20 protein-coding genes are annotated in these 22,843 nt (G+C 74.1%); 7 read left to right on the top strand and 13 right to left on the bottom strand.

Going from position 1 to position 22,843, the window contains the following annotated elements; genetic code table 11:
• Positions 1-15: 15 nt before the first annotated feature.
• The gene (locus ABZ924_RS21195; RefSeq protein ID WP_361911813.1) at positions 16-1,071 is read right to left on the bottom strand and encodes a transcriptional regulator; all 1,056 of its coding nucleotides are present in this window, start codon (positions 1,069-1,071) and stop codon (positions 16-18) included.
• Positions 1,072-1,196: 125 nt separating this feature from the next.
• On the opposite strand from ABZ924_RS21195, the gene ABZ924_RS21190 reads away from it, so the two are divergent.
• Positions 1,197-1,601, top strand: a complete 405-nt coding sequence (locus tag ABZ924_RS21190) for a DUF3224 domain-containing protein (RefSeq protein ID WP_361911810.1) — start codon at positions 1,197-1,199, stop codon at positions 1,599-1,601.
• Positions 1,602-1,655: 54 nt separating this feature from the next.
• Here ABZ924_RS21190 and ABZ924_RS21185 read toward each other — a convergent pair whose 3' ends face one another.
• Together ABZ924_RS21185 and ABZ924_RS21180 are read right to left on the bottom strand one after the other, a co-directional pair.
• Complete coding sequence (locus tag ABZ924_RS21185) at positions 1,656-4,400, bottom strand: LamG-like jellyroll fold domain-containing protein (protein WP_361911807.1); 2,745 nt, start codon at positions 4,398-4,400, stop codon at positions 1,656-1,658.
• A gap of 153 nt (positions 4,401-4,553) precedes the next feature.
• Positions 4,554-6,512, bottom strand: a complete 1,959-nt coding sequence (locus tag ABZ924_RS21180; protein ID WP_361911804.1) for a cellulase family glycosylhydrolase — start codon at positions 6,510-6,512, stop codon at positions 4,554-4,556.
• A gap of 190 nt (positions 6,513-6,702) precedes the next feature.
• On the opposite strand from ABZ924_RS21180, the gene ABZ924_RS21175 reads away from it, so the two are divergent.
• From ABZ924_RS21175 to ABZ924_RS21165, 3 genes are all read left to right on the top strand, one after another.
• Positions 6,703-7,005, top strand: a complete 303-nt coding sequence (locus ABZ924_RS21175; RefSeq protein ID WP_361911801.1) for a hypothetical protein — start codon at positions 6,703-6,705, stop codon at positions 7,003-7,005.
• Positions 7,006-7,111: 106 nt separating this feature from the next.
• Positions 7,112-7,576, top strand: a complete 465-nt coding sequence (locus ABZ924_RS21170; RefSeq protein WP_361911798.1) for a cyclic nucleotide-binding domain-containing protein — start codon at positions 7,112-7,114, stop codon at positions 7,574-7,576.
• Positions 7,577-7,812: 236 nt separating this feature from the next.
• A complete protein-coding gene (locus ABZ924_RS21165; protein WP_361911795.1) occupies positions 7,813-8,256 on the top strand; it encodes an SSI family serine proteinase inhibitor in 444 nt (147 codons plus the stop codon).
• 84 nt (positions 8,257-8,340) lie between these two features.
• On the opposite strand, the gene ABZ924_RS21160 is transcribed toward ABZ924_RS21165, so the two are convergent.
• Positions 8,341-9,192: a GNAT family N-acetyltransferase gene (locus ABZ924_RS21160; protein WP_361911792.1), complete on the bottom strand. Its 852-nt coding sequence runs from the start codon at positions 9,190-9,192 to the stop codon at positions 8,341-8,343.
• A gap of 114 nt (positions 9,193-9,306) precedes the next feature.
• A complete protein-coding gene (locus ABZ924_RS21155; protein ID WP_361911789.1) occupies positions 9,307-9,756 on the bottom strand; it encodes a hypothetical protein in 450 nt (149 codons plus the stop codon).
• Between the two features lie 160 nt (positions 9,757-9,916).
• On the opposite strand from ABZ924_RS21155, the gene ABZ924_RS21150 reads away from it, so the two are divergent.
• Positions 9,917-10,642: a Sir2 family NAD-dependent protein deacetylase gene (locus ABZ924_RS21150; RefSeq protein ID WP_361911786.1), complete on the top strand. Its 726-nt coding sequence runs from the start codon at positions 9,917-9,919 to the stop codon at positions 10,640-10,642.
• Positions 10,643-10,739: 97 nt separating this feature from the next.
• On the opposite strand, the gene ABZ924_RS21145 is transcribed toward ABZ924_RS21150, so the two are convergent.
• The 6 genes from ABZ924_RS21145 to ABZ924_RS21120 all read right to left on the bottom strand — a co-directional run bounded on the left by ABZ924_RS21145 (position 10,740) and on the right by ABZ924_RS21120 (position 17,306).
• Positions 10,740-11,225, bottom strand: a complete 486-nt coding sequence (locus tag ABZ924_RS21145; protein WP_361911783.1) for a VOC family protein — start codon at positions 11,223-11,225, stop codon at positions 10,740-10,742.
• 153 nt (positions 11,226-11,378) lie between these two features.
• On the bottom strand, positions 11,379-14,957 hold the full coding sequence (locus ABZ924_RS21140) for a bifunctional glycosyltransferase family 2 protein/CDP-glycerol:glycerophosphate glycerophosphotransferase (RefSeq protein WP_361911780.1): 3,579 nt from the start codon (positions 14,955-14,957) through the stop codon (positions 11,379-11,381).
• 177 nt (positions 14,958-15,134) lie between these two features.
• Complete coding sequence (locus tag ABZ924_RS21135) at positions 15,135-15,509, bottom strand: hypothetical protein (RefSeq protein WP_361911777.1); 375 nt, start codon at positions 15,507-15,509, stop codon at positions 15,135-15,137.
• Between the two features lie 104 nt (positions 15,510-15,613).
• Entirely contained in the window at positions 15,614-16,033 is a 420-nt protein-coding gene (locus ABZ924_RS21130; RefSeq protein ID WP_361911859.1) for a roadblock/LC7 domain-containing protein, read from the bottom strand.
• A 92-nt stretch (positions 16,034-16,125) separates the two neighbouring features.
• Positions 16,126-16,905 (bottom strand): transcriptional regulator, encoded by a 780-nt coding sequence (locus ABZ924_RS21125; RefSeq protein ID WP_361911774.1) that lies wholly within the window; start codon positions 16,903-16,905, stop codon positions 16,126-16,128.
• On the bottom strand, positions 16,902-17,306 hold the full coding sequence (locus ABZ924_RS21120) for a hypothetical protein (RefSeq protein WP_361911772.1): 405 nt from the start codon (positions 17,304-17,306) through the stop codon (positions 16,902-16,904). The genes ABZ924_RS21125 and ABZ924_RS21120 overlap by 4 nt, the downstream gene beginning before the upstream one ends.
• 256 nt (positions 17,307-17,562) lie before the next feature.
• Here ABZ924_RS21120 and ABZ924_RS21115 point away from each other — a divergent pair, with 256 nt between their 5' ends.
• Positions 17,563-18,906 carry a M48 family metallopeptidase gene (locus ABZ924_RS21115; protein WP_361911769.1) on the top strand — a complete coding sequence of 448 codons (1,344 nt, stop codon included), beginning with the start codon at positions 17,563-17,565 and terminating at the stop codon, positions 18,904-18,906.
• A gap of 73 nt (positions 18,907-18,979) precedes the next feature.
• Here the strand turns inward: ABZ924_RS21115 and ABZ924_RS21110 are convergent, their stop codons facing one another.
• Complete coding sequence (locus ABZ924_RS21110) at positions 18,980-19,543, bottom strand: TetR family transcriptional regulator (RefSeq protein ID WP_361911767.1); 564 nt, start codon at positions 19,541-19,543, stop codon at positions 18,980-18,982.
• A 147-nt stretch (positions 19,544-19,690) separates the two neighbouring features.
• On the opposite strand from ABZ924_RS21110, the gene ABZ924_RS21105 reads away from it, so the two are divergent.
• Positions 19,691-20,950: a helix-turn-helix domain-containing protein gene (locus ABZ924_RS21105; RefSeq protein ID WP_361911765.1), complete on the top strand. Its 1,260-nt coding sequence runs from the start codon at positions 19,691-19,693 to the stop codon at positions 20,948-20,950.
• Here the strand turns inward: ABZ924_RS21105 and ABZ924_RS21100 are convergent.
• Positions 20,911-22,839, bottom strand: coding sequence for an APC family permease (locus tag ABZ924_RS21100; protein WP_361911762.1), 1,929 nt, complete (start codon positions 22,837-22,839; stop codon positions 20,911-20,913). The two genes, ABZ924_RS21105 and ABZ924_RS21100, sit on opposite strands and share 40 nt — an antisense overlap.
• Positions 22,840-22,843 lie beyond the last annotated feature (4 nt).

The raw sequence follows: 22,843 nt of genomic DNA, 5'->3' as shown, positions 1-22,843 counted from the left end.
AGGGTAGTCGGGACGCTACCGAGCGGTTCCCCCGTATCGCTCTGCGAGAAGCGCGACCGTCTCGGCGAGGGCCCGGCGCAACTCGGGCGGGGAGAGCACCTCGGCCTCGGTGCCGAGGCGCAGCAGGTCGCCGACGGCCACGGACTGCACCTCCACGGGCAGGCGGACCGCGGTCCAGCCGTCGGCGTCGGCGGGGCCGGCCTCGGCGAGGGCGCGGCTCCCGGCCGCGCCGAACTGCATCGGCAGGAGCCGCAGGCCGCGCGCGGAGAGGCGTACGACGGCGGTCTGGTGGTGCAGGGCGTCGTCCAGCCGCCGGGCGGACTGCTCCCAGTAGGCGGCGAGTGCGAACCCGTGGGGGCGTACGAAGGTCTCGGGCGCGGTGTCCACGGCCAGGAACCGGGAGACGCGGTAGGTCCGTACGGGAGTCCCTCCGGACCCGCCGGCAGGCGCGCCCGGGGACACCCCGGCGGGCTCGCCGGCGGACGTCCCGCCCGGCGCGTCCGCGGGCCGGGCCACCAGGTACCAGATGCCTCCCTTGAGGACCAGCCCGAGCGGGTGCAGGGTGCGCCCGGTGCGCTCCTCGCCGTTCCAGCGGCGGTAGGCGGCGACGAGGACGCGCTGGTCCCAGACGGCCTGGGCGATCTGTGCGAGGTGCGGGACGGGGTCGGCGTCCCGGAACCAGGCCGTGGCGTCGAGGTGGAAGCGGCCCTGGAGCCGCCGGGCCCGGTCGGCGAGTGCGGCGGGCAGCGCGGCCTGGAGCTTGAGCTGGGCGGCGGCGAGGTCGGCGCCGAGGCCGAGATCGCGTGCGGGGCCCGGCGTACCGGCGAGGAAGAGGGAGTCGGCCTGGGTGTCGGTGAGGCCGGTGAGGCGGGTGCGGTAGCCGTCCATCAGCCGGTAGCCGCCCGCCGGTCCGCGGTCGGCGTGGACCGGGATGCCGGAGGCGCCGAGGGCCTCGATGTCGCGGTAGACGGTGCGGACGGAGACCTCCAGCTCGGCGGCGAGCTCCGGTGCGGTCATCCGGCCGCGGTTCTGCAGCAGCAGGAGCAGGGAGAGGAGGCGGTCGGCACGCATGCCGGCCATTGTTCCCGCCCCGTCCGGGGTACCTGACAGCAGGTGTCAGGTACCCCGGACAGGCTGGTCCCCGTACCGGGGCGGGACAGGCCCGCCGCCGGGCCCTGCCCTCGGGAGGCTTTGCCGTGTCCATCAGCACCACGGGCCGTTTCACGTTCGCCGACTGGGAGGAGCAGCCGGTCGGCCCGGCCGACTCCACCCCGCGGCTCGCCCGCTCCACGGTGGTGAACTCCTTCACCGGCGGGATCGAGGCCCCCTCGACCTCCTGCGCCTACACCATCACCTACACCGGGGAGAGCGTCGGCTCGTACACCGGTGTGGAGCTGCTGTCGGGTGCCGTCGACGGCCGTACGGGCTCGTTCGCGCTGGAGCAGCGTGGCACGTTCGACGCCGGGGGCACCCGGTGCACCTTCGAGGTCGTCCCCGGCTCGGGGACGGGCGAGCTGGCCGGGCTCTCCGGCTCCGGCGGCTTCGAGTACCGCCACGGTGACACGTCCGTCGCCTACGTCCTGACGTACGCGCTGCCGTGACGGCGGACCGCCGGCGGCGGACTGCTCCCGGCCCCGGAGCGGCTACGGGGCCGGCTACGGCGGGCCGAAGGTGAGGGTGAGCTGCGGCGTGCCCTCGTTCGCCTGCGCCTCGGAGGACCACAGCCACAGGGCGTCCGTCCCGCTCCCGGTGAGGGCGAGCCCGTAGCCGGTGCCGAGGGCGGCCGCGACGGCGGGCGTGGACAGCGCGGTGGTGTGGACCGCCGAGCCCTCCGGGACGCCCGGGTAGCTGCCGATCGCGGAAGGGCCGAGCGCCGGCCGGTTGTCGTAGGTGACGGCCCCTTCCGTCCAGGCACCGGTGACGGGGACGACCGAGACCGTGTCGGCCGTGCCGGCGCCGCTCATGGTGCTGGTCTTCACGCTGAGCGCGGCCGACTTCAGTACGGTGCCCGCGGGCGCGGCGGGCAGGTCGAAGCGCAGGTAGCTCGTGTACAGCGGGGTGCCGCGCACGGCGAGGGAGCCCGAGGCGCCGAAGTTGCCGGCGGGGGCGCCCGCGTTGGCGTAGGTGTCCTCGGCGGCCGTGACCCGGACGACCGAGTCGGCGGGGGCGGTGGCGAGGGCGTAGTGGTGCTGGACCTGCGCCGCGCTCAAGGCGGTGGGGTAGACGGCGGTCTCGTCGAGCCGGCCCGCCCAGTACTCGCTGGTCGGGCGGTCCGGCCAGCCGCCGAGGCTGTCGCCGCCCGCGTGCCAGTAGCCGGAGTAGTTCTCGTGCGCGGTGACGTCGAGGGTGCCCTTGCGGACGCCGTCGACGTACAGGGCCATGCCGCCCGGGCCCTGGGTGGCGACGACGTGGTGCCACCTGTTGTCGTTGTACCTGGAGGCGGTGGTGACGGTGCGGGTGGCGCCGGTGTAGACGCCGAAGACCAGCCGCCCGTCGTTGGTCATGTAGAGGTGCTTGTCGTACTGGTTGCTGCCGCGGGACTGGTTGCTGCCGAAGCCGAAGAGCTTGCCGCCGCGGGTGGTGTCGGTCCTGAACCAGGTCTCGAGGGAGTAGCTGCTCCCGACCGTCTGGCGCCGGTCCCCGTACACCTGGGTGTCGGTGCCGTTGAAGCCGATGGCCGTGCCCGGCCCGGTGACCGCGGCGGGCGTCTGGCGCAGGGCCGGGGCGTTCAGGTGGACGCCGTTCTGGTTGCCGCCGGCCGAGGAGTCGGCGGCGTACGGCAGGACGGTGTCGTCGTAGCGCCAGTACAGCTGGGCGCCGTCGGCGCGGACCTGGCCGGCGTAGGCCTCGGCCGTGCTCGGGACGGTGACGCTCACGGGCGCCGAGGGGGCGCTGGTGTTGCCGGCCGCGTCGGTCGCGGTCACCCGGTACGTGTACGTCTGGCCGGCCGTGACGGCGGTGTCGGTCCAGGAGGCCTGCGGGCGCCGGAAGAACAGCGAGTCGGCGGTGACCGTGGCCACGGGCGCGGCCGCGCCGCCCCGGTAGACGCGGTAGGTCAGCGTGCTGTCGTCCAGGTCGAGGCCGGTGCGCCAGCGGACCTGGACCTCGCCGGGCCGGAAGCTCGCCGCGCTCGCGAGCGGGGCGGTGGGCGCGCCGGTGTCACCGGTGGACGCGAAGCGGGTCAGGCTCTGCTGCGCGGCGCCGTTGACGGTGGTGAACTCTCCGCCGACCCACAGGTACGGCACGCCGCCGCCGGAGCCGACCGTCATCACGCGCGGGCCGATGCCCTCGCCGATGCCGTCGTTCGTGTCGGGGGCCCAGCCGAGCTTGCCGGTGCCGGAGGTCGGCTGGGCGAGCAGGTGGTGGCGCTGGCCGTCGGGGAACTCGCCGACGCTGGAGCAGTCGTGGGCGTGCGAGGCGCTGTAGAGCACGTCGTGGTACGGCAGGACGGCCTGGGTGGCGCCGAGGCAGGTGTCGCGCCAGCGCTGGGTGAAGTCGGTGGGGTGCAGGGCGATCCGGCCGTCGAAGACGCCGCCGCCGGTGCCCTCGTTGGCGGTGTAGATGCCGTTCGCGTCGGCTGCGAGGTCCTTCACGACGGAGCTGGTCTGGATGAAGCCCGGGTAGGCCTTGGCGACCGCGCCGGTGGCGGCGTCGACCACGGCCAGGGCGTGGGTGTCGGTGCCGTTGACGGTGAAGAAATCGCCGCCGAGGGCGAGGTGGGTGCCGTCGGGGGTGAGCTCGACGGCGCGGCCGGGCTCGTCGGCGTCGGCCCGGAAGGGCTTCAGGGCGCCGTCGGACGCGGCGACGGCGGCGAAGCGCCCGCGGGGCTGGCCGGCGACGGTCAGGAAGTCGCCGCCCGCGTAGACGGTGTCGCCGGTGACGGCCAGGGCCCGGACGGTGGCGGCGAACGCCGGCCGGAAGGACGGCTTCACGGTGCAGGTCGCGACGTCGACGGCGGCGAGGCTGGAGACCGGGGTGCCGTTGACCGCGCCGAAGTAGCCGCCCGCGTAGAGGGTCTTCTTGTCGGGCGAGACGGCGAGGGCCCGGACGGTGGCGGTGCCGCTGCCGACGGTGAAGGAGAGCGTGCAGGTGGTCGGGGCGCCGGTCGCGGCGTCCAGCGCGGCGAAGTTCACGGCGGTCCGCTCGGCGCCGCCGGAGCCCTCGGGGGGCCGCACGGAGGAGAAGGTGCCGCCGGCGAAGACGGTGCCGCCCGCCTCGGCCAGCGCCCAGACGACCCCGTTGGGCTGCCAGGTCGCCAGCGGGTCGGCGGTGAAGGCCACCGGCGGCGTGACGGCCGCCGCCGGCCCTGCGAGCCCGAGGCCGAGCCCCGCGCCGACCGCGGCCAGGGCCAGGGACGAGGTCAGGGCGAGCGTGGCCGCGGCCCCCGTGGATCTGCGCATGAACCCCCCAGTGTGCGCGGTGCACCGGTGGCCGGAACCGGGCGTACGCCGCCCCCGGCCCTGCGTAGGGGCACCCTAGGCCGATTCACGCACCCGTTCACCGCACTTGGCCTATTGGATGCGAAATCCGCCGCGCACTCAGGGGCCCGCGGCTCACTCGGCGGGCAGGGGCCGGCACAGGAGGGCTGCCGGGGACGGGCGGGTGGCGAAGCGGGTGGTGAAGGCGATGCCCGCCGCGTACTCGGCCGCCGTGCACTGGCCCTTGTAGTGGCCGTACGCGAAGTCGCCGCCGGTGGCGCCCTGCGGGCGGTCGTCCCCGCGGTCGAACCAGACGGTCCGGCCTCCGGCCGCGGGCAGGGCCGTACGGGCCGGGGCGCACAGGGCCGCCGAGACCCGCTCGCCGCGCAGGCTGTAGCCGATCAAAAACTGGCCGTGTGGGCACTGGAGCTTGGTGTACCCGGTGGCCCAGTCGCCGCCGGGCGGGACGTACGCCTCGTCGCGGACCACGGTGGGGCCGCCGGCCGCGGCACGCAGGTCCGCGTCGGTGCACAGGCCGCGGCCGCCGGTGTGCGAGAGGCCGGCCAGGCGGGCGCCGTCGGGGCAGACCGCCTTGCGGGCGCCGCCGTCCCAGTCGCCGCCGGCCCGGGTGAGCAGCGAGGCGTTGTGGTCGCGGTGGTCGGTGCTCAGCTGGTACGAGGACGGGGTGGCGGGCACGGGCCCGGTGCGCCCGGCGGCTGCGGCGAGGCCGGTCCACTGCGGGGTGCGCCAGTCGGCCGCGTCGAGTACGCCGGAGCGGCGCCCGGCGGCGTCGTAGCGGAGCAGGGCCCAGGTGTCGCCGCCGGGGGCGCCCTGGGCGGTGGTGCTCCAGCCGACGAGCGGCCAGTACGCGAAGTCGGCGTCGGCGGCGGCCAGGAGGGCGGTGGTGTTCTCGAACCAGGCCCGCGGAGGGGCGGCTCCCTCGTCCGCGCCGATGCCGAACTCGCTGACCCAGACGGGCGCGGTGAAGTGCGTACCCGGCTCGGCCGCGACGAAGAGGGCCTGGTCGTACAGGACCTGCTCGAGCTCGGCGCGCGTCAGGTCCTGGTAGCGCGGGTCGTGGGTCTCGCCGATGCCGGTGGCGCCGCTGTGCCGGGGGCCGGTGTACCCGTAGAAGTGGGCCGAGTAGACGAGCTTGTGCGAGACCACGAGGGTGTGGGAGAGGGTGCGGACCGGGGTGAGGACGGGGCGGCCGTGCGGGAGGCCGTCCGCCGGGATGCCGGTCCAGTTGATGCCCTCGACGACGATCAGCAGGTCCGGGTTGGCCTCGGTGAGGATGCGGTCGGCGGCCTCCTGGGCGGCGGCCTGCCAGTCGTGTGCGTCCCCGAGGCCCCAGTTGGGGTCGTCGAAGGTGTCGCGGCGGACCTCGTTGTACAGGTCGGCGCCGACCACGCGCGGGTTGCCGCGGTAGCGGCGGGCCAGGAACACCCAGTCGTCGGCCCATTGGGCGGTGGAGCGGCCGCTGTTCCACCGTTCGTTGCCGTCGAGCCCGCAGCACCAGCGGGTGGTGACGGTGTGGTTGTTGAGGATGACGGCGAAGCCGCCCTCGGTGAGCGCGGCGACGACCGCGTCGTAGACCTGGAGCGGGGTCCTGCCGCGCAGCTGCGGGTTGGCGGCGACGGCCGCGTCCGGGACGGGGGCGGCGCTGCGGAGCATCTCGTTGGAGAAGGGCAGCCGGATGCTGTTGAGGCCGAGGGCCCGGAAGTCGGCGAGGAGGGTGGGCAGCGCCACCCGGTCCAGGCCGAGCGGGATGCCGTGGGAGTCCTGGCCGGCATGGTGGGCGGCCGGGTCGGTGCGGTCGCCGGAGCCGGTCCAGGAGCCCTGGGCGCCGTCCCAGTTGCCGGAGCGCAGGCGGAACCGGTTGCCGTTCGCGTCGACGATCCAGCGGCCCCGGGTGGACAGCGGCGGGGTCCAGCTCTCCACCGCGGCGGCGGGGGCGCCGGAGACTGCGGCCCGGGCCCCGGAGGCGGCGGCCGGGGCGGTCGGCTGCACGGTCGGCTGCGCCGCTGCCGCCGGCAGGGCGCCCGCCAGCAGCACGAGGGCGGCCGACACCGCCGCGTGCACGAGGCTCTTCATCGGTCTCCCGCCGGGTCGGGCCGCCCGTCCCGGGCGACTGCCGCGCCAAGTTACCGGCCGGTCGGCCGACAGGGAACCCACCGGTACGGTCGCTTTGCGCGGAGCCGGCGCGGCGAAACGGCCCCGCGCGGGTCCGCCGGCCTCTACCGTGCCCTCAGGGGACGGGCGAGGGATCGAAAGGGCGGGGCGGATGGACGAAGAAGAAGACCTGCGGCTGGCGAGGATGACGCCGGAGATCTCCCGCCGCACCCTCGTCATGCTGCGGGGCCTCGCCGGCCTGGAGCCGCCGGAGCGGGTGCCCGAGGACGCGATGCTCGTCGCCGACGCGATCCTGGCCGAGCACGGCACGGACGGACTGCGGGTGCTGGTGATGACGCTGGCCGCCTGGGCCACGGCCCAGATCGAGAACGTGGCCGAGCTGACCCGGCGCAGCCACGAGGCGGTCCTCGACGCGATGGAGCTGGCCTGCCTGGAGGCCAATGCCGAGGACTGACCGGCGGTGGTTGCCGACGCGGCCGGGCCGGCGCGCGCGGCCCCGCCCGGATCGGCGCCGGGTCGGCCACACTGGGGGTAGCGGGGGGCCGTGATCGGAGGCCGTCGTGAGCACACCTTCCCCCGTCCGCATCGCCGCCGTCCTGTCCGCGGAGCACCGCGCCCGGCTGATGGACCGGGCCCGCGAGGTCAACTTCCCCGAGGGGGCCCGCATCTTCGACGAGGGCTCCCCGGCGGAGTCCTTCTGGATCGTCCGCTCCGGGACGGTGACCCTCCAGCTCCCGGTGCCGGGCCGGCGGCTGCCGGCTCCCGTCGAGAACCTCGGCACGGGTGAGCTGGTGGGCTGGTCCTGGCTGTTCCCGCCGTACGTGTGGCAGCTGAGCGCGGAGGCCATGACCCCGGTGCGCAGCTACGAGTTCGATGCGAGCGCCGTACGGATGCTGATGGACGCCGACCCGGCCTTCGGCTCGGCCATCGGGCACTGGGTCGGGCGCGTCCTCGCGCTGCGTCTGCAGCAGACCCGCACCCGGCTGCTCGACCTGTACGCCCCGCACGCCCACGCCACCCAGTAGGAGCCCGTCAGCGGCCGGCGGCCGGCCCCCTGCGCCGCCGCGCAAAGGTTTCAGCGCGCGTGTTCGGCCGATTCGCGGCAGCGCTCCGGCACAGGTCAGCTGCACCCACCCCACTGCGGACTGCATACATCCGCTCACGAACGGTGACGGAAAACCATGGTCCGAACGGGCGTTCACGGCTTCGTTCGGCAAGACTCCTGTCCGCTATCCGAAGCAACCACCCAAGGGAGTTCGAAATGCGGTCCATCGCACGGAGTCTCGGTCTCGGTTCCGCCGCCATGACGCTCACCGCGCTCAGCGCGCTGGCCTGGCCGGGAGCCGCCGACGCCGCGCCGACCGGCACGGAAAGCCTGTACGCGCCCTCCGCGATCGTCCTGAGCATCACCGCCGGGGAGAACCCCGCGCAGGACCGGGTGCTGCGCGCGGTCACCCTGGTCTGTGCGCCCGCTCCGGGCGGCACGCACCCGTCCCCGGCGGCGGCCTGCGCCGACCTGCGGGCGCACGCGACGCGGCTGGACGCGAGCGCCGAACCCGGGCCGGGCGTCGACTGCACCCGGGAGTGGAACCCGATGACGGTGACCGCCGACGGCGTCTGGCAGGGCCGCCGCCTCAGCTACTCCTACACCTTCGCCAACCCGTGCGGCCTGCGGCACGCGAGCGGCGCCCTCTTCCGGTTCTGACCGGGCTGGAGGGCCGGGGGCCGGGGGGACCGGGCGGCGCCGTGCGACCGCCGTCCGGACCCCGGGCGCCATCGGCCGCGCCCGTCAGCCCAGTTCGAGACTGGTGACCCCGTACAGCCCGGACAGCTCCACCTGCGGCGCCGGGCCGGTGTACATGCGGGCCGCCTCGAAGGTCGGGACCAGCCCCAGGTCGGACAGCAGGGCGGTGGCCACCGGATTGGCGTCGGGCACGTCCACCGCGACCACGCCGTCCGGGGTGTGCTCGGCGAGCCGGTGCAGCAGGGCGGCGGCGATCTGCGGGCCGTCCGCGTACAGGGGGCCGATCCGGGACGCCCCGCTGCACGGCCGAACCACCCCGAGCCCCTCGATCCGCCCGTCGCGCACGGCAGCGAGCGCGGTACGGCCGGGCAGGGCGGTCCAGGCCGACAGGAAGGCGTCGCGGGCCTCGGGGAAGAACCGGCGGTCGTACGCGGCCAGCAGCGCGAAGGGCAGTGTGGCGGCATCCACCACCTCCACCCCGCCGTCCTCCACCCCGCCTCCGCGCCGCGGGCGGCCCTCGTGGCGGACGTTGTTCCACGCCGAACGGAACCCCGACTTGCGGTAGTTGTCCTGCTGGTCGACGACGCCGTCGAGGCCGACCAGCCGCCCGTCGAGGCGCTTCATCCCCGCGTGCCAGAGCTGGATCCCGTACCCCTGGCCGCGGAAGGCGGGGCGGGCGATGTAGAAGCCGATGAACCCGAAGCCGGAGCCGTACCGGACGGCGGAGATGCAGGCCACCGGCTCGCCGTCGATCCGGCCGACGAGGAAGCCGGCCGGATCGGCGACCGCGAACGCGAACCGGTCGGAGTCGCCCGGGTTCCAGCCCTCCTCGTCGGCCCAGGTGCGGATCAGTTCCATGTCCGCGGCGCTCGCACCGCCGATCTCGAATCCCGTCATGTCCCGTGTTGTACCAGACGTGCCGGGGGAACCGCAGGCGCCCTGGTAACGCACCGGTGAAGCCCCGACACGGGCGCGCGGGCAGCCGAGTCGGGGGATCCTCCGCTCCTGGTCTCAGCCGGCGCAGATCACGTCGTCGATCTTGATCGGGCGGGAGTCGAGGCGGACGTAGACCGTGAAGGTGTCCGTCTCCTCCGGGCTCCAGTGGGTGGTGACGGTGGCCCAGCCCACCTTGGCGGACTGGGCCACCGTCACCGGGCCGATGACGATGTCCTGCGGCTCGCTGCGGGCGCCGTCCCGCGACTCGCTGCGGACGCAGAGCAGCACGTCCATGTACCGGCTCTGCCCCTGCCTGTCCTTGAGCTGCTGCGACACCTTCTGCTCGCGGTCGCGCTCGGAGGGGCCGTGGTGGCCGTAGAAGGAGGTGAGGAAGTCGCTGATCTCGGCGGCGCTGTGCCGGTGACGGGCGGGCACCGGGGCCGGATCGGCGAGTGCGGTGGTCGGAGCCGGCAGCACGAGCAGGGTCAGCAGCACGGCGCCGAGGCGGTACGGCGTGATGTCCATGCGGGATGTGTAACCGCCGGGCGGGGTCGCGGACAGGGGTGGGGGCCGGATCTCACTCCTGTGGAGGGCGGGATTCACCGCAGGAACGACTCTCCGCCCCCGCCCGCGGGCGCCGCAAATCCGGTCGCGGTCCCCCGCCGGCGCTCCGTAGGGTCGGGGCATGGGTAAGCCGCTTGTCGCAGTGTTCAGTGGGGCCGGGATGTCCACCGACTCCGGGATTCCGGACTACCGGGGGCCGCAGGGGCTGTGGCGCCGGGAGCCCGACGCCGAGAAGCTCGTCACGTACGAGTACTACATGGCCGATCCGGAGATCCGGCGCCGCTCCTGGCGGATGCGTGCCGAGCTCGGGGCGCTTCGGGCGCGGCCGAATGCCGCGCATCTGGCCGTGGCCGAGCTGGAGCGCAGCGGGGTTCCGGTGCGGGTGATCACGCAGAACGTGGACGGGCTGCACCAGCTCGCCGGGGTGCCCGAGCGCAAGGTTCTGGAGCTGCACGGCACCGCGCGGGCCGTGGTGTGCACGGCGTGCGGGGCGCGGACGGACATGGACGAGGCCCTGGACCGGATCGCGGCCGGGGAGCCGGATCCCGCCTGCCTGTCCTGCGGCGGGATCCTGAAGTCGGCGACCGTGATGTTCGGCCAGCACCTCGACCCCGAGGTGCTGGCCCAGGCCGTGGCCATCGCCAAGGGCTGCCACGTCTTCATCGCCGTCGGATCGACGCTGCAGGTGCAGCCCGCCGCCGCGCTGGCCGGGATGGCGGCCGAAGCGGGGGCCCGGCTGATCATCGTGAACGCGGAGGAGACCCCGTACGACGCCCTCGCCGAAGAGGTGATCCGCGAGCCGATCGGCACGGCGCTGCCGAAGCTGCTGGCCCGGATCGCCGACTGAGCCGGGAGCCCGGGTGCCCGGAGCCGGGCCGTCCGCCTGACCGGCCCTCCGTCTGACGGGCCCTCCGCCTGACCGGCCGGGCGGACCGCTCGGCCGGTCAGGCCGTCGCGTCGGCGGCCCGGCGCATCTCGGCCACGTCCAGCTTCTTCATCTTCATCATCGCCGCGGTGGCCCGGGCGGCCCGCCCGGGGTCGGGGTCGGTGACCAGGTCGATCGCGCCGGGCGGGACGACCTGCCAGGACACCCCGAACCTGTCCTTCACCCAGCCGCAGGCGGACTCCTCGCCGCCGTCCTTGGTCAATGCGTCGTAGTAGTAGTCGGCCTCGGCCTCGTCCTCGCAGTGGATCTGGAAGGAGATCGACTCGTTGAAGGTGAACTGGGGGCCGCCGTTGAGGCCGACGAACTTCTGCCCGTTGATCTCGAACTCGACGACCATCACCTCGCCGGCCGGGCCGGGCCCCGCCTCGGTGTAGCGGGCGGTCCGGCCGATCCGGCCGTCCTTGAACACGGACACGTAGTACGCGGCGGCGTCCTCCGCGACGCCGTCGAACCACAGGCACGTGGTGAAACCGGTGCTGCTCATGACTGCCCTCCAGGCGGGTGGCTCGCGCGCGGCCCCGGCGGGTGGCCGCATCGCTTTCCACTACAGACCGGCCCCGGGCCCGAAATTCATCGGTGGGCCCGGGGCCGGTCTCAGGTGCGCCTGGAATGCACTCCGATGGCTTACGCCTTTGGCTTACGCCTTCGGCTTGGCACCCTGCTCCAGCATCCGGTCGACGACGCGCTCGGCGGCGCGGCCGTCGTCCAGGTCGCAGAACTCGGCACGGAACGCGGCCCGCGCGTCCTTGTACTGCTCCCCGAGCGCGTCGGCGTTGCGGACGGCCTCGATCAGGCTCGCCGAGTCCGCCAGCAGCGGGCCGGGCGCCTTCTCCTCCAGGTCGATGTTGAGGGCGCGCAGCGTGGTCCGGTAGTGCTTCAGGTCGTACGTGAAGAGCAGGATCGGCCGGTCGGTGAGCGCGAAGTCGAACATCACGGCCGAGTAGTCCGAGATCAGCACGTCGGCGACGAGCAGCAGGTCCGTCGGGTCGGGCCAGCGGGACACGTCGACGACGAAGCCGTCGCGGACGCCGTCGCGGACCTGCTCGGTCACCTTGTGGTGGCCGCGGACGAGCAGCACGTGGTCCTCGCCGAGCTCGCGGCGGGCGGCGTCCAGGTCGATCTGCAGGTCGAGCTTGTAGCCGCCGGACCAGCCCTCGCGGTTCTCCCGCCAGGTCGGCATGTACAGGACGACCTTCTTGTCCTCGGGCAGGCCGAGCCGCCGCTTGACCTCGGCGATCCGCTTGGCGTCGGGCCGCACGAGGGCGTCGGCCCGCGGGGCGCCGGACTCGATGACCTCGCCGCTGTAGCCGAGGGCGCGCTTGAGGATCGGGGTGGCGTACGAGCTCGGGGAGGCCAGCAGCGTCCACTGGGCGCTGTCGTGCTCCAGCCCGTCGAGGACGTCCGGGCTCGTGTAGTAGTCGTGGATGAAGTCGTGGCCGATCTCCTTGATCGGCGTACCGTGCCAGGTCTGGACGACGACCTGGCCGGAGCGGCGCAGGAAGTGCCGCGGCACGCTGTCGTTCACGACGTAGTAGCGGGCGCGGGCCAGGACGTCCCAGCACTCGGCGCTGTCGTACTGCACGGCGCGGGCCGTCGAGGGAACCTCGGTGCGGCCGTCGCGGACGAGCCAGACGTGGTCGAGCTTCTCGCCGCGGCGCACCAGCTCCTCGTGGATGGCGCGCGGCGAGTCGCCGCCGCCCTGGCCCTGGTGCACGTCGTAGACGGCGATGTCCTTGACCGGCAGGGCACGGCGCGCCGGGTACGTCTCGAAGCGCAGGACGCGCTGGGCGTACCGGGAGCGGTCGTGGAGGCTGACCATCGAGTCCGCGACGAGCGCCATGCGGTCGTAGAAGCGGGCCTCGACCCGCATCCGGCGGCCGAGCACGGTGAGGGCGGCGGGACCGGCGTGCAGGGCGCCGGGGGCGAACTGGACGGGGGCGCCGCGCTCGACCCCGAGCAGGCCGGCGGTGGTGCCGGACTGGGAGACGGGGCGCAGGGTGGGCCACCAGCGGCCGCTCGGGATGGCGGTGCGGCCGGCGTAGGACTCGGGCCACACGGGCTCGAAGGAGGCCTCGAAGCCGTCGCCGTCCCGGGTGACGGGGTAGCTGAACTCCACGCCGTTGGCGTCGTGGAAGACCAGCTCGTACGGCTCGTCGGTGGGGGCGCTGAAGCGGCCGCGCAGGGTCACGGTGCCGTCCTGCGCCGTGACGGAGTCGACCAGCGGCGGCGAGGGCTGCACGGACAGGGTCAGGTGACCGGTGTTGCCCCGCTTGACGTAGACGGTGCGGCCGGGGGTGTCGCCCGGCAGCGGCACGACCAGGCCGGTGAAGCCGCCGCGCTCGTCGTAGGCCAGGCGGTGCTCGGTGCCGTCGGCGGCGGTGACGCTGACGCTCCACGGCTCGGGGGCCCAGGCGCCGGGCGCGATCTCGGCGTCGGGCACGGCGGCCAGGTCGGCGAGCGGCACGCGGGCGGTGAAGGGGATCCGGTCGGCGCCGCCGGCGGCGGTCTCGACGGGGAGGGTGAGCACGGTGCCGGTGGAGACGTGCTCCAGGCGCAGGGTGGCGCCGACGCCGAGGGCTGCGGCGAGCTCGCCGCTGATCTCGACGGCGTCGTCGCCGGCCGGGCGGGCGTCCAGGGCGCGGGCGCGGACGACCTCGACCTGGATGGTGAGGGCGCCCTGGGCGTTCGGCAGGATGCGGACGTCGGGGGCGACCCAGTGGGCCGGCGGGTTCTGGCCGCTGTCGGACTCGCCGCCCTTGAGGCGGGCGCGGTGCAGGCCGCCGGCGCCGGTGACGGCGACCGAGGTGGTCCATATGCCGTCGCGCCAGGTGCCGCCGGACTGGAAGACGGTGGGGTCGACGACGGCGGTGAAGCCGGCCCAGTCGGCGTGGCGCAGGGCCAGGTGCGCGACGTTCGCGGTGGCCGTCGGCGAGGCGACCGTACGGGTGCTGACGACCGTGCGGCGGCGCTTGCCGCCCTCGCGGAAGATCAGCATCTTGCGGGAGGCGAGACGGCTCTCCGCGCCGAGGTGGCCGGGGATGGCGTAGCCGCGCAGCAGCAGCTTGCCGTCGCTCCAGACCGCCTGCTCGAGGCGGCTGACGACGCGGCGCTCGCGGTTGCCGAGGGTGAGGAGCTTGGCGGGGACCGGCGGGCGGCCGTGCAGGAAGGGGTAGTCCGCCTGCGGGCGGGCCAGTCCCTTGACCGGGACGCTGTAGGAGTAGTCGCGCTGGTGGTTGTTGAGCGCGATGAACTCCTCGACGCGGCCCTCGCTCGCGAGGAACGCCTTGAGGCGGTCGGCGACGGTCAGGCCGGACCAGGGCTCGGTGCCGATCTCACGGATCAGGCCGCCGACCTCCTTGACGAACGCGGCGCGGAACTCGGGGCCGCCTTCCTCGACGTACTTGTAGATGAGCGGGAGCTCCTCGCTCAGCACGTTGTGGTCGTAGTCGCGCAGGTAGCGGACGTACTTGGCGCCCTGCTTGCCCTTGAGCGCCTCGCGGACCAGGCGGATGGAGGTGACGCGGTCGATGACGGAGACCGGGTCGGTGGAGCGCTGGGTGATCGAGCGCTCGCCGGTCTCGCGGACGCGCCAGTGGTAGACGCACTCGCTGAGGATGTCGACGCTGGAGGCGAAGTAGTGCGCCGGGATGCTGACGGGGGCGTCCTCGTAGAGGATGCCCTCGGGGTACTGGAAGCCGTGCTCGTCCCAGAAGCTGCGGCGGTAGACCTTGTTCCAGGCGGTGCGGTCGGTGACCAGCGCGGGGAACTTCGAGATGTGGGTCTTCAGCTGCGTCTTGGCGAAGGCGGCGCGGTGGCCCCAGGACTGCTGCATGCCGACGGAGCGGAAGCGCTGGACGTTGCCGCCCGCGAAGTCGGAGCCGGTCTCGTCGAGGGCGGCGATCAGGCGCTCGTAGGCGTAGTCGGGCATGGTGTCGTCGCTGTCGACGAACGCCAGGTACTCGGTGCCTTCGGAGAGGTGGCGGGCGCCGACGTTGCGGGCGGCGCCGAGGCCGGCGTTCTCCTGCATGACCACCCGGAACCGCTTGTCGCGCGCGGCGAAGGCCTTGGCGATGGCGGCGCTGTTGTCCGTGGAACCGTCGTCGACCAGGATGCACTCGAAGTCGGCGAACGTCTGGGCGGCAATGGACTCCAGGCACTCGTCGAGATAGAGCTCGACGTTGTAGACGGGGACGACGATGCTCAGGCGCGGGGGCATGGGGTGCGGGTTCTCCAGCGTGCAAACTCTTTGGATGATCAGTAGGTGAGAGCATCCTACTCGGTTACGGGATGATAAAGTCCCCCCATCCTGGACATATGCGGCGGTCGGCCGGGACGGACGGCAAAGATTTAAGCCGCCCGCCACCTCGGCGTCGATGACCGACCGAACGTTCGATCACACTTCGAGCTCGTTCTCGATCTTCTTGAGCTGGTGCCGGGCCATGGCCAGGTTGGCCCGGCCGCGGTCCAGCGCGAGGTAGAGGAAGAACCCCTTGCTCCCCCGGCCCTTCAGCAGCCGGATCAGGTGGTACTGGCCGCCGAGGGTGATCAGGATGTCCTCGATCTCGTCCTTCAGGCCGAGCATCTCCATGGTGCGGACCTTGGCGCGGACCACGTCCGTGTTGCCGGCCGCGGCCACGGAGAGGTCGAGGTCCTTGCCGCCGCCGATGGTGCCGAGGGCCATGCCGCTGTCGTAGTCGACGAGGGCGGCACCCAGGGCGCCGTCGATGACGGTGGTCGCTTCCTTGAGGGCGGTTTCCACACTGGCCATGACGGTTCCTCTTTTCTATACGGGTTTGTACAGGCTTTTGCCGGTCTGTACGGGTCTGTACGGGTTTGTCCGTGGGATGGAGTGGTGGAGCGGTGTGGGGGGGCTCAGGCCTGCGGGACGGCGGGACCGGGGCCGCGGCGCCCGAGGGTGTGGTCGATGAGTTCGGCTATGCGCAGGCTGGAGCGGCGGGCCTCCAGGTGGAGCCGGCCCACGTTGACGCGGGGTTCCGCGATGAGCGTGAGGACGGCGGCGTCGCCCGCGGCGTACGTGGCCACGTAGCCGTGCTCGCCCCGGACGAGCAGTTCGCGGAACCCGCCCTGGCCGGTACTGTCGCTCAGCCGCTGCGCCACCCCGAGGGCGGCCGCGGTCAGGGCCGCGACGGCCTCGACCTCGGTGGCGGCGCTGTCCTGGGCCAGGACCAGGCCGTCGGAGCTGCCGGCCAGCGCGCCGCTGAGCTGGGGGACTCGAGCCCGCAGCCGGCGGAGCTCGGCGAGTATCTCGGCTTCGGCCTCGGCGGGCACCATCGCCGTGATCATGTCGGCTTTTCTCCTTTCGGGCTGCCTCCGCTCGGAGCGGTCGGCGCGCTCGGAGCGCAGTGCCGGTCGCAGCGGGAGCCTCACAGGCTTGCCTCCAGTGCGTCGCGTAACCGGCGGAGCAGCGCCACGTCCGGGGATTGGGTCTCGGTCATCCAGTCGGGCAGGGGGGTGACCGCGTGCGCCGGTACGGGCGCGTGCGGAGTCTCGACCAGCCCGGCCGCGGCCAGGCGCCGGACGTCGAGCAGGGTGTGGAAGGCGGGCCGGCCCAGCAGCCAGGCCAGGTCCGCGGGGGTCCGCAGGCCGTCGGCGTGGGCCAGCAGCATCCGCTGGCGGGCGGTGACGGTCTGGCCGGGGGCTGCCGCGCGGGGCACCACGGGGACCGTGTCCAGCTGCGGGTAGGGCCAGACGGCGTCGAGCAGCTCCCGGCGGCGCGCGGTCTCGCGCTCGACGGCGGCGGCCGGGACCGAGCGCACGGAGCCGATCCAGTGGGTGGCGCCGCGGCGGAAGCGGGAGGGGCCGCTGCCCGGGGAGAGGGCGAAGAAGGCGGCGTCGAAGATGGCGGCGAGGTGGCAGATCTCCAGTTCGCCGCCGGCCAGGCCCCCGCTGTCCACAAGGAAGCGCGCGACCTGGCGGCGGGCCCCGGCCCGGTCCACGGCCTCGCGCCAACGCTCGGGGGCGAGGCCGCCGCCGGTGGTGAGCAGGACGTCGAGGCCGGGGGTGGCGGGGCTCTCGGCGTGGACGATGCGGCCGTCCTCGAGGAAGAGGGTGCCGCGGTCGCGCAGCAGGGCTCCGGTGGCTCGCTCGGCGGCGAGCCGGGTCAGCAGGGGCGAGACAGCGGCAGCGGCGGCGGTGGTGTTCATCTGAGTACCAGCCCCTCGGCGAGGGCGCGGAGTCGGTGGCGGGCGAGGGCGAGGTTGCCGTCGGTGCGGTCGAGCCAGAGGTGGAGGAAGACGCTGCTGTCGAAGCTGGTCTCGACGAAGCGCAGGACGTGGTAGCCGGTCCGGGTGGTGACGATCACGTCCTCCACCGGCGGGCCGCCCGGGTCGTCCGCGGGCAGCTCGGCGGTCGGCTGGGCGAAGGACTCGTACTCGGCGGCGGCCCTGGCGAGCTCCGCGGTCTCGGCGGCGGTGGTCTCGTGGTCCCCGACCGGCGAGTCCCCGGCGGTGCCGAGGGCCAGTCCGCTGCTCCAGTCGACCAGCGCGGCTCCGCGCGCCCCGGGCAGGGCCATGGCTTCGAGCAGGCATTCGTCGATCCCGGGCACGCGGGCTCCCCTCCCGGCCGGACGTGCGAGGTGCACGGTCTACGGCGCGACAGGAGGGAACCTACTCAAGTTCAGCACTCCGGAAGGGCCTTCTGGCATTTTCCGCGGGAACATGCACAGAACCGCACGGCTCAGTGGCCGGAACCCGTCGACTTTTGATCACGAATGTTGATCACCCGCCGACCCGGGCGCCGGACCGGCCCCCTATCCTGCCCGGACCGCGGATCTCGGCGGTCCGCGGCGGGGAGGACCATTCATGGAGTGCGAAGCCGACATGGCGCAGGGCACGGCACAGCGCGCGGTGCGGTCGTGTCCGGAGTGCGGCGAGCCGGTCCCGGTCGACGAGCGGTACACCGACTGGTGTGCCGCGTGCGACTGGAACGTGGATCCCGGTGCACCGGATCCGGCCCCGGGCCGGATCGCCGCGGTGCGGCGGCGGATCGGCCGTGCGTACGGGGAGCAGCTCGCCGCCGAGATGGAGCAGGGCTCCGCCGCGGCCCGGCCCGCGGGGCGGGATGCGGCGACGCTGCTGGCGTTCGGGGTCTCGCTGCTGGTGCACGGGGTGACGGTGCTTCTCGTGGCGGCGGGGATCCTGCTGATCGTGCTGGGCTGGAGCACCGGCGTCCAACCGGCGTTGGGCGCGCTGCTGCTGGGGCTCGCCTGGCTGCTGCGCCCGCGGCGGCCGCGACTGCCGAAGGACGCGCCGGTGCTGTACCGGGCGGACGCGCCCCGGCTCTTCGAGCTGATCGACGAGGTCGCCGGCGCGGTCGGCACGTCCGGGGTGCACGCGGTGGTGGTCACCGCCGAGGCGAACGCGGCGGTGACCGCGTACGGCCTGCGGGCGCGGCGGATGCTCCTCCTCGGCCTGGGGCTGTGGGAGATCCTCCCTCCGCAGGAGCGGATCGCCCTGCTGGGGCACGAGCTGGGGCACTTCACGAACGGCGACACCCGGCGCGGCGTCGTCACCGACGGCGCGGTGCGGGCCCTGGCCACCTGGTTCTCCGTGCTGGCGCCGACGCCGCCGACCGGACTGCTGGACCATTTCGTCAACGCGGTGACGTTCCTGCCCCGGTGGACCGCCTTCGGGCTGCTCGTGGTCCTGGACCACCTGACGCTGCGCGCCTCGCAGCGGGCCGAGTACCTGGCCGACGCGAGCGCGGTCCGCGCCGGCTCCGCGCAGGCGGCCGCGGGGTTGCTGGACCGCATCCTGCTCGCCCCCGCGGTCCACGACCGGCTGCGGCGGGAGTCGGTGGCGGCGCAGATGCAGGGCGGCGCGGGCGGCCGCGCGGCCCGCGACCGGGCGGAGGACGGGCTGTGGGAGCGGCTGGCCGCGCACTTCGGCGAGGTGCCGGAGCACGAGTACGAGCGGCTGCGCCGGGTCTCGGCGCGGCGCGCGCACAGCGTGGACAGCACGCACCCGCCGACGCACCTGAGGCGGCGGTGCGCGGCGGCGCCCGGCTCCGCCGGGTCGGCCGGCCCGGCGGACTCCGCACCAGGCCTGGTCCGCTACGGGGACAGCCGCGCGAAGGCGGTCGCGGCCGAACTCGCCCCGGCCCGGGCCGTGCTGGCCCGCCGGGTCATCCGCGACCTGGCGGGCTAGTGCGGTGAGCCTTTCCGGTCGCAGCACTAGCGGCCGGGCAGGCAGGCGGGGGCCGGACGGCCCGCGGGAGGCCTCACGGCCGCCCGGTGCGCGGGAGCAGGCGTTCGACCATGGTGTCGATGAGGTGTTCGGGCGGGTAGGCGTCCAGCATGGCCGGGGCCGTCAGGTCGTCCACGATCAGGCCGAGCATCGCCAGGTAGAGCAGGACCACGCCCTGCCGGTCGCCGGGCAGGCCCGTCTCCAGGTGCCAGGCGATGTTCGCCTCCAGTTCCTCGCGCTGGAACTCGGCCAGCTCCGACTGGAGTTCGGGGCGGCGGATGCCCTCCAGCCGCAGCTCCAGCATCGCGATGTGCACGTTGCGCTCGCGCCGCATCCGCTCCAGGAGCCGGACCAGCAGCTCCTTGGTGTCCGGCTCGCCTGACAGGTCGGCGGGGTCGGGGGTCAGCCGCTCCCGGGTGCGGTGGAGGATCTGCACGAGCAGCTGCGCCCGGTTGGCGAAGTAGTTCGAGGCCGTACCGGTCGGCACGCCCGCCTCCGCGTCCACCGCCCGCAGCGTCAGCCCCCGGGAGCCCTCGCGCGCGAGCACGTCGATGGCGGCGTCGAGCAGCGCGGCGCGGCGCTCCGGGTTCTGGCGCATGCGAGGATTCCTGACGGTGTGGGGGGCTGTGGGTGCAGGAGTGCACTGCGTGAGGGCACTCCACTTGCAGTGATTCGGACACGCTAGCGGACGCGGCACGGTCCGGGACCTCCCCACCGGTCCCCCTTCCGTGTCACTCTGCCCCTCATGGAGCGGATCATCGAGGAGATACGAGAGGACCTGTCCCGCCGCATCGCCGTGACGGCGGATCGGCTCGCCGACCGGACGCTGGCCGAGGACCCCGCGTACGCCGCCCTGCTCGGCCGGGCGGAGCTGCGCGAGCGGATCCACCTCAACCTCGGCCAGTCCGTCGAGGGGCTGCTGCGCAGCGCGCGCGGGCTGCCGGTGGAGCTCGCCGACGCCCGGGCCACCGGCACCCTCCGCGCCGAGCAGGGGCTGCCGCTCGCCTCGCTGCTGCGGACGTACCGGCGCGGCGGCCGGCTGCTGTGGCACACCCTCACCGAGGCCGTGACCGCGTACGATCCGGCGCGGCTGCCCCGGCTGCTGCCGCTGGCGGCGGTGCTGTGGGACGTACTGGACCAGCAGACGGACGCGGTGGCCGAGGCCTACCGCTCCACCGAGGCGGCGCGCTGCGACCGCGACCGGGAGCGGCGGGCGGCCCTGCTCGACACGCTGCTGGACGGGGCCGGGTCGACCGACGGCCCGGCGGTGTCCGAGGCGGCGGCCCAGCTGGGGCTGCCGGAGCGGGGCCGGTTCGCGGTGGTGGTGCTGGGTGCGGGCAGCGCCGGCGGGCAGGGCGGTGAGCCCTCCGCGGCCGGCCCGCGCGTGCTGTGGCGGATCCGGGCGGACGGCGAGACGGGGCTGGTGGAGCTCGGCCGCGCGCCGCTGGAGTCGGTACGGGGCCTGCTGGCCCCGCTCGGTGTGAGGGCGGGGGTCAGCCCGGTCGTGGAGAGCCCGGGCGATCTGGCGCGGGCGCGGTGGCTGGCGGCCCTCGCGCTGCGCACGGCTCCGGTGCCCGGCGGCCGCCCGTACACGGCGCTGCTGGACGAGCGGCTGCCGATGGCGCTGGTCGCCTCCCAGGCCGAACTCGCGGGCCGGCTGCGGCAGGTGGTGCTCGGGCCGGTGCTGGCGCTGCCGGCCGAGGACTGCCGGGTGCTGCTGACCACGCTGGGCACGTGGCTGTCCTGCCAGGGCTCGACGACGCAGGCCGCGCAGCGGCTGTACTGCCACCGCAACACCGTCTCGAACCGGCTGCGCCGGCTGGAGCAGCTCACCGGCCGGTCGCTGTCCGACCCGGCGCACGTGGTGGAGCTGGCGCTCGCCCACGCGGCGGTCCTGCAGCGCACCCCGGGCGAGGCGGACCGCACCCCGAAGGCCGCGGTCCCGCGTCCGGCGGCGCTCGCCCGTCAGTCCGGGGCGGCGGACCGGGCCGATTCCAGCAGGTAGGGCACGTCGATCACCGCGACCCCGGGGGTGAACAGCAGCCGCGCCTTCAGGCGCAGGGCGATCTGGTTGTGCAGGGGCTGCTCCCACCAGTGGCCCACCACGTACTCGGGGATGACCACGGAGAGCACGTCGGTGCCCTCGGCGGCGGCCAGTTCCTGGACGTGGGCGAGCACCGGCCCGACCACCTCGCGGTACGGGGAGTGGATGACCTTCAGCGGTACGCCGGGGTCGTGCTCCGCCCAGGCCTCGCGCAGCCGGCGCGCGTCCGCCTCGTCGGCGGCGACGGTGACGGCCGTGAGGGTGTCGGGGTGGAGTGCCTGGGCGTAGCCGAGGGCCTGCAGCGTCGGTGCCTGGACGGCGGAGACCAGGACCAGGACGTGGTGGCGGGAGGGCTTGCGGGGCCTGGCGCCGGCCGGGACGGCGACCTGGGCGGCGACCCTGTCGTAGTGCCGGCGGACCGCCTTCATGCCGAGGAAGAGCAGCGGCATCGCGATGACGACGAGCCAGGCGCCGTGCGTGAACTTGGTGACCAGGACGATGACCAGGACCAGGGCGGTGAGCGTCGCGCCGACGGCGTTGATGGCGAGCCGGCGGTGGATGTGGATCCGGTCCCCGCGCGGGGTCGCCGGCGAGGCGAGCTCGCGCCGCCAGTGCCGGACCATGCCCGCCTGGGAGAGGGTGAAGGAGACGAAGACGCCGATGATGTAGAGCTGGATGAGGCGGGTCAGCTGGGCGTCGAAGGCGACGATGAGGGCGACGGCGGCGAGGGCGAGCAGGACGATGCCGTTGGAGTAGACGAGCCGGTCGCCGCGGTTGAAGAGCTGGCGGGGCGCGTAGCGGTCCCGGGCGAGGATCGAGGCCAGCATCGGGAAGCCGTTGAAGGCGGTGTTGGCGGCGAGCACGAGGACGCCCGCGGTGGCCGCCTGGAGCAGGTAGAACAGGACGTGCCAGTCGCCGAAGGTGGCGCGGCCGATCTGCGCGAGGGCGGTGGACATCGGGGTGCCGGGGGCGAGCCCCAGTTCGGTCGGATCGGCGGCGACGTGCACCTCGTACACCATGGCGAGGACGGTGATGCCGAAGAACATGGTGACCGACAGGGCGCCCATGGCGGCGAGGGTGTTGGCGGCGTTGCGGCTCTTGGGCCGGCGGAAGGCGGGTACGCCGTTGCTGATCGCCTCGACACCGGTGAGGGCGGTGCAGCCGGAGGCGAAGGCGCGCATCGCAAGGAGGACCAGCCCGAGGCCGGCGAAGGTGCCGGTGGCCGTCAGCGGCAGGTCGGCGGACTCGGCGCGGATGGTCTCGCCGGACGCGAGGCGGACCGCCGCGACGATGAACATGAGGTAGATGACGGCGGCGAACCCGTAGGTGGGGACGGCGAAGATCCGGCCCGATTCGCGCACGCCGCGCAGGTTCATCAGCATCAGCAGCACCACGAATGCCACCGAGAGGCCGACCTGGTGGTCACTGAGCGCGGGGATCGCGGAGGTGATGGCGGCCACGCCGGAGACCACGGAGACGGCGACGGTCAGCACGTAGTCGACGAGGAGGGCGCTGGCGGCGGTCAGTGCGGCGCTCTGCCCGAGGTTCTCGGAGCTGACGACGTACGCGCCGCCGCCGCCCGGATAGGCGTAGCAGGTCTGCCGGTACGAGGCGACGACCACGATGAGCAGGAAGACGATGGCGGCGGCCGCGTACCAGGCGAGGTGGAGCAGGGCGGTCCCGCCGAGGGCGAGGATCAGCAGGATCTCCTCGGTGGCGTACGCGACGGAGGAGAGCGGGTCGCTGCAGAAGATCGGCAGGGCGAGCCGTTTGGGCAGGAGGGTCTCGCCCAGCCGGGCGGTGTCCAGCGGCTCGCCTACCAGGACGCGCTTGAGATTGATACGCCTCATTCAG

The organism is Streptomyces sp. NPDC046876 (assembly GCF_040645035.1).
Lineage (GTDB): Bacteria > Actinomycetota > Actinomycetes > Streptomycetales > Streptomycetaceae > Streptomyces.
This window is presented reverse-complemented; position numbering and strand designations above follow the sequence as displayed.